Annotated in this window: 4 protein-coding genes; 2 read left to right on the top strand and 2 right to left on the bottom strand. The window is 59.5% G+C overall.

The genetic code is table 11. From position 1 onward, the window contains the following. The first annotated feature begins 270 nt into the window (after positions 1-270). Together rhtA and J1G35_RS30465 are read left to right on the top strand one after the other, a co-directional pair. On the top strand, positions 271-1,158 hold the full coding sequence (gene rhtA / locus J1G35_RS30470; RefSeq protein WP_053128745.1) for a threonine/homoserine exporter RhtA: 888 nt from the start codon (positions 271-273) through the stop codon (positions 1,156-1,158). A 165-nt stretch (positions 1,159-1,323) separates the two neighbouring features. Continuing rightward, complete coding sequence (locus tag J1G35_RS30465; protein WP_053128743.1) at positions 1,324-1,605, top strand: hypothetical protein; 282 nt, start codon at positions 1,324-1,326, stop codon at positions 1,603-1,605. Positions 1,606-1,715: 110 nt separating this feature from the next. Here the strand turns inward: J1G35_RS30465 and J1G35_RS30460 are convergent, their stop codons facing one another. Both J1G35_RS30460 and J1G35_RS30455 read right to left on the bottom strand, forming a co-directional pair. Next, entirely contained in the window at positions 1,716-3,524 is a 1,809-nt protein-coding gene (locus tag J1G35_RS30460; RefSeq protein ID WP_223016855.1) for an aminopeptidase P family protein, read from the bottom strand. A gap of 39 nt (positions 3,525-3,563) precedes the next feature. Next, positions 3,564-4,407: aminotransferase class V-fold PLP-dependent enzyme (locus tag J1G35_RS30455; protein ID WP_223016854.1), on the bottom strand; the 844-nt coding region annotated here is incomplete at its 5' end.

Here is a 4,407-nt window from a genome sequence, read left to right as displayed (position 1 = left end):
TGAAGCAAACCGCTGCCTAATCTTGCATAACTCTTTGTTTACCAAGGAGTTTTACGTTTCGACTGCGCCGGAAGTGGGGCGAATTATAGGCTCTCAGAATCTGCCGTCAACTAATAATTTGGTTTTTCTATCAAACCGCCTATCAACCTTCAACTTCCTCTATATATAGCCAGTCCCCAGACAAAGTTGAGCAATATATTGCTCAACCCGAATCAGTTAAGCATCATAGCGGCCCCTGCTTCCCAAATATGACCTCGGACGAACACCCCAATGACCACCTCCTCCCGCAGTTTGGCCTCGGCACTGTTTCCGGTCGGCCTACTGTTGATCGCTATGGCCTCCATCCAGTCCGGAGCCTCACTGGCCAAGAGCATGTTCCCGATTGTCGGAGCACAAGGCACCACAACCCTGCGCCTGATCTTTGCCAGCGTGATCATGCTGCTTATATTGCGACCATGGCGTGCCAGGCTGACCGCAAAATCCCTGCGCACAGTGGTGGTCTACGGGATGGCTCTGGGGGGCATGAACTTCCTCTTCTATATGTCCTTGCGCAGCGTCCCCTTGGGCATAGCCGTAGCGCTCGAATTCACCGGACCGCTCGCCGTAGCAATCTACGCCTCTCGCCGAGCGGTAGACTTCTTGTGGATAGCCCTCGCGATCGTCGGCCTGCTCCTGTTGATTCCCATGGGTGAGGCCAGCAGTGGAATCGACCTCGTCGGCGCGGCCTATGCGTTAGGCGCGGGGGTCTGCTGGGCACTCTACATTCTGTTCGGACAGAAAGCAGGTAACGACAACGGCGTCCAGACCGCCGCGCTCGGCGTGATGATCGCGGCCCTGTTTGTCGCGCCCATCGGTATCGTACATGCCGGCACCGCCTTACTGACCCCAGCATTGATTCCCATCGCCATTGGCGTCGCCATTCTGTCCACCGCCCTGCCCTACACGCTGGAGATGGTTGCACTGACACGCCTCCCCGCACGCACCTTCGGCACGCTTATGAGCATCGAGCCTGCATTCGGTGCGCTGTCGGGACTTTTCTTCTTGCAGGAACACCTTTCCCTACCGCAATGGCTGGCCATAAGTTGCATTATCCTAGCCTCGGTAGGCGCGACGCTGACCATGCGCAATGACGCAAAGCCGCTGGTTCCAGCGGATTGAATCATCTTTGAAGGTTGCTCTGGTATTTGCCGCGTATTTAGGCCATGTTTAAAACTGCAAACGAATGTCATCCATGGAGTTTTTCGACAAGGACAGCGCGAACGCTACACTCGAGAGCGAGTAGAGCCGACTTCAAGCATTGCGAAGTGGCTATTAAGGATGGGAATGAAGCGAATCTTGATACTGTTAATGGTCGTGGCCATTGCTGGCTGTGCCGCGACTACCAAGACAGAGGTAAAACGGGGCAAAAAAGGGCTGCATATCAACTGTTCCGGCCTGTCGTCTTCCTGGGACCAGTGCTACACCAGTGCGACCAACTCTTGCGGGGCCAAGGGCTACCGGGTTATCGCCAAGTCCGGTGACAACTCCGAGGAGCCTGGGGACTACCCCTTCGGCATCAACCCTGCCGGCTACACCAGCCGCAGCATGATCGTCATCTGTAAGTAATATCCCCCGAGCAGTCACCAGCGACTGCTCATATACACAACCCCATCCCTTCGCGGTGCTGCAACTCAACTATTGCAGCTCCCAACCCGGTCCACGACGACTGCAACCGATCAGATAGCCGCCGTACGCACCTGCAACCATTCCAGCGCGGCACCGCTGAGCAACGGGCTCAAGCGTTCACGCACCTGGGCGTGATAGGCATTGAACCACTCACGCTCATCCGCAGTGAGCAGCGACGGCTCCAGGCAACGGGTGTCGATCGGGCATAAGGTCAAGGTTTCAAACGCGAGGAACTCACCAAACTCGGTCTTGCCTGCTTCGCGGTTCAATACCAGGTTCTCGATACGCACGCCCCAGCGTCCCGGACGATAGGTACCCGGCTCAATGGAGGTGATCATCCCCGGCTGCATCGCGGTTTGTGGCGCAGTGGCAGCCTGGTAGGCGATCACCTGCGGGCCTTCATGCACATTGAGGAAATAACCCACGCCGTGCCCGGTACCGTGGCCGTAGTCCACGCCTTCGGCCCAGATCGGCGCGCGGGCAATGGCGTCCAGCAGCGGCGATAGAATGCCTTTGGGGAAATGAGCGCGGGACAGTGCAATAACGCCCTTCAGTACACGGGTGCAGTCACGTTTCTGTTCATCGCTCGGCGTACCGATAGGTACCATCCGGGTGATATCCGTGGTACCGCCCAGGTACTGCCCACCCGAATCGATCAGCAGCAAGCCATCGCCTTCGATCACCGCATGCTCTTCTTCGGTGGCGTGGTAATGCGGCATCGCCCCATTGGCATTGAATGCTGCGATGGTATTGAAACTCAGCGACACATAATCAGGACGACGGCTGCGCGCAGCAGTCAGGTGTTCATCGATAGTCAGCTCCGTGATGCGCTCACGACCCAGCGCACTGTCCAGCCAGGCAAAGAACTCGCACAAGGCCGCGCCGTCCTGCTCCATGGCCCGGCGGATATGTTCCGCGTCCGCCAGGCTCTTGCGGGATTTGGCCAATGTGGTCGGGTTCAGGCCTTCGATCAGCTTGACGCCGGCATCCAGGTTTTCCAGCAAGCCGGCGGTAACGCGGGCGGGGTCAACTTGCAAGCTGGCCCCCGATGGAACTGCCCGCAGGGCGTCCGCCACGTCGCTGTAGTCGCGCAACGTCACCCCCTCCTGTGCAAGCACCGCGCGCAACTCTGCATCAACTTTACTCAGCGCCACAAACAACGTGGCTTGTTGTTGATTGATCAACGCAAACGAAACAAACACCGGATTAAACGAAACATCGCCGCCGCGCAGGTTGAACAGCCAGGCGATGTCATCCAGGGTCGCAATGAAGTGCCAATCAGCGCCCTTCTCTTTCAGACTGGCGCGCAGTGCGGCGAGCTTATCGCCACGGCTGACGGTCGCTTGCGGTGGCAGATGCTGATAAATCGGCTGGTTCGGCAGGCTCGGACGGTCTTTCCAAACCGCATCGAGTACGTCGATATCGGTACGCAGGCGCGCACCGCGCTCTGCCAGCTTGGCGCCCAGGGTACGCGCCGAAGCGACCGCCATCACCGCGCCGTCCACCGCTACCACGCCGCCTTCCGGCGTCTGCTCGGCCAGCCACTCCAGCGGCCCGGGCTGACCCGGTTGCAGCTTGACCAACTCAATGCCACTGCCCTTGAGCTCCTTGGTCGCCTGTTCCCAGTAACGGCTATCGGCCCAGACACCGGCGAAATCCGCAGTGACAATCAGCGTGCCTACCGAACCATGGAACCCCGACAACCATTGGCGCCCCTGCCAGTAACCCGGCAAGTATTCGGACAAATGCGGGTCAGCCGACGGCACCAGCAGGGCGTGAATACCCTCGCGGCTCATCAGTTCGCGGGTGTGCGCCAGGCGCTGGGGCACCGTTCCATGGGTCAAGGGCTGCGTACTCATTGTGTCTCCTGCTAACCACTAATAATTGTTATGAAAAAATCAGACGGCCCAGAACGCCGGGGCGCTGGCCAGTGCAGCCTTAATCAATTGCACGGCCTGGTCGATGTCCTGCTCGGTGGTAAACCGGCCCAGGCTCAAACGTATGGTGCGACCAGCAGAACGTGCGTCATGGCCCAACGCAAGCAACACGTGGGAAGGCGCATTGCTGGCGGAGTTGCACGCCGAGGTGGCCGAAAAAGCGATGCCGGCACTCAACGCCGCAGCGTCAAACTCACCTTCGTTGAACGTAAGACTGAGGGTGTGAGGAATACGCTGTTCAGCGCTGCCATTGAGGCGCACGCCACCGACCGCATCCAACTGGTCCAGCAGGCGCTGGCGCAAGGCCACGATCACGGCCTTCTCCTGCGCAAAAGACGCCGCCGCGAGGGCGAAAGCCGCTCCCATGCCCGCAATCTGATGGGTGGCCAGCGTCCCGGAGCGCAATCCACCCTCGTGACCGCCGCCATGAATCTGTGCCAACACTTTCTGTTGCGCTCGGGGGCCGACATACAGCGCACCAATGCCCTTGGGGCCATACAGCTTGTGCGCGGAAAACGACATCAAATCCACCGGCCACTGTGCCAGGTCGATCGCCACCTTGCCCGCCCCTTGCGCCGCGTCGACATGCAACAACGCGCCATGCTCACGTACCCGCGCGCCGATGGCCGGGATGTCATTCAGGGTGCCCAATTCGTTATTCACCAACATCAGCGAGACCAGAAAGGTGTCTTCGCGCAACGCCTCACTGACCGCGTCGGCGCTGATCAACCCGTCGGCATCCGGCACCAGATAGGTCACGGCCACACCGGCTTCCTGCAACTGCCGCGCGGTGTCCAGCGTGGCC

Source organism: Pseudomonas sp. SH10-3B (assembly GCF_019891415.1).
Taxonomy (GTDB): domain Bacteria; phylum Pseudomonadota; class Gammaproteobacteria; order Pseudomonadales; family Pseudomonadaceae; genus Aquipseudomonas.
The sequence above is the reverse complement of the archived record's forward strand: the minus strand, read 5'-3'. Positions and strand labels throughout refer to the sequence as shown.

What these genes read in the sequence shown, in the direction of transcription:
- rhtA (WP_053128745.1), top strand. Translation starts at nt 271, where the DNA reads ATGACCACCTCCTCCCGCAGTTTGGCCTCGGCACTGTTTCCGGTCGGC.
- J1G35_RS30465 (WP_053128743.1), top strand. Translation starts at nt 1,324, where the DNA reads ATGAAGCGAATCTTGATACTGTTAATGGTCGTGGCCATTGCTGGCTGT.
- J1G35_RS30460 (WP_223016855.1), bottom strand. Translation starts at nt 3,524, where the DNA reads ATGAGTACGCAGCCCTTGACCCATGGAACGGTGCCCCAGCGCCTGGCG.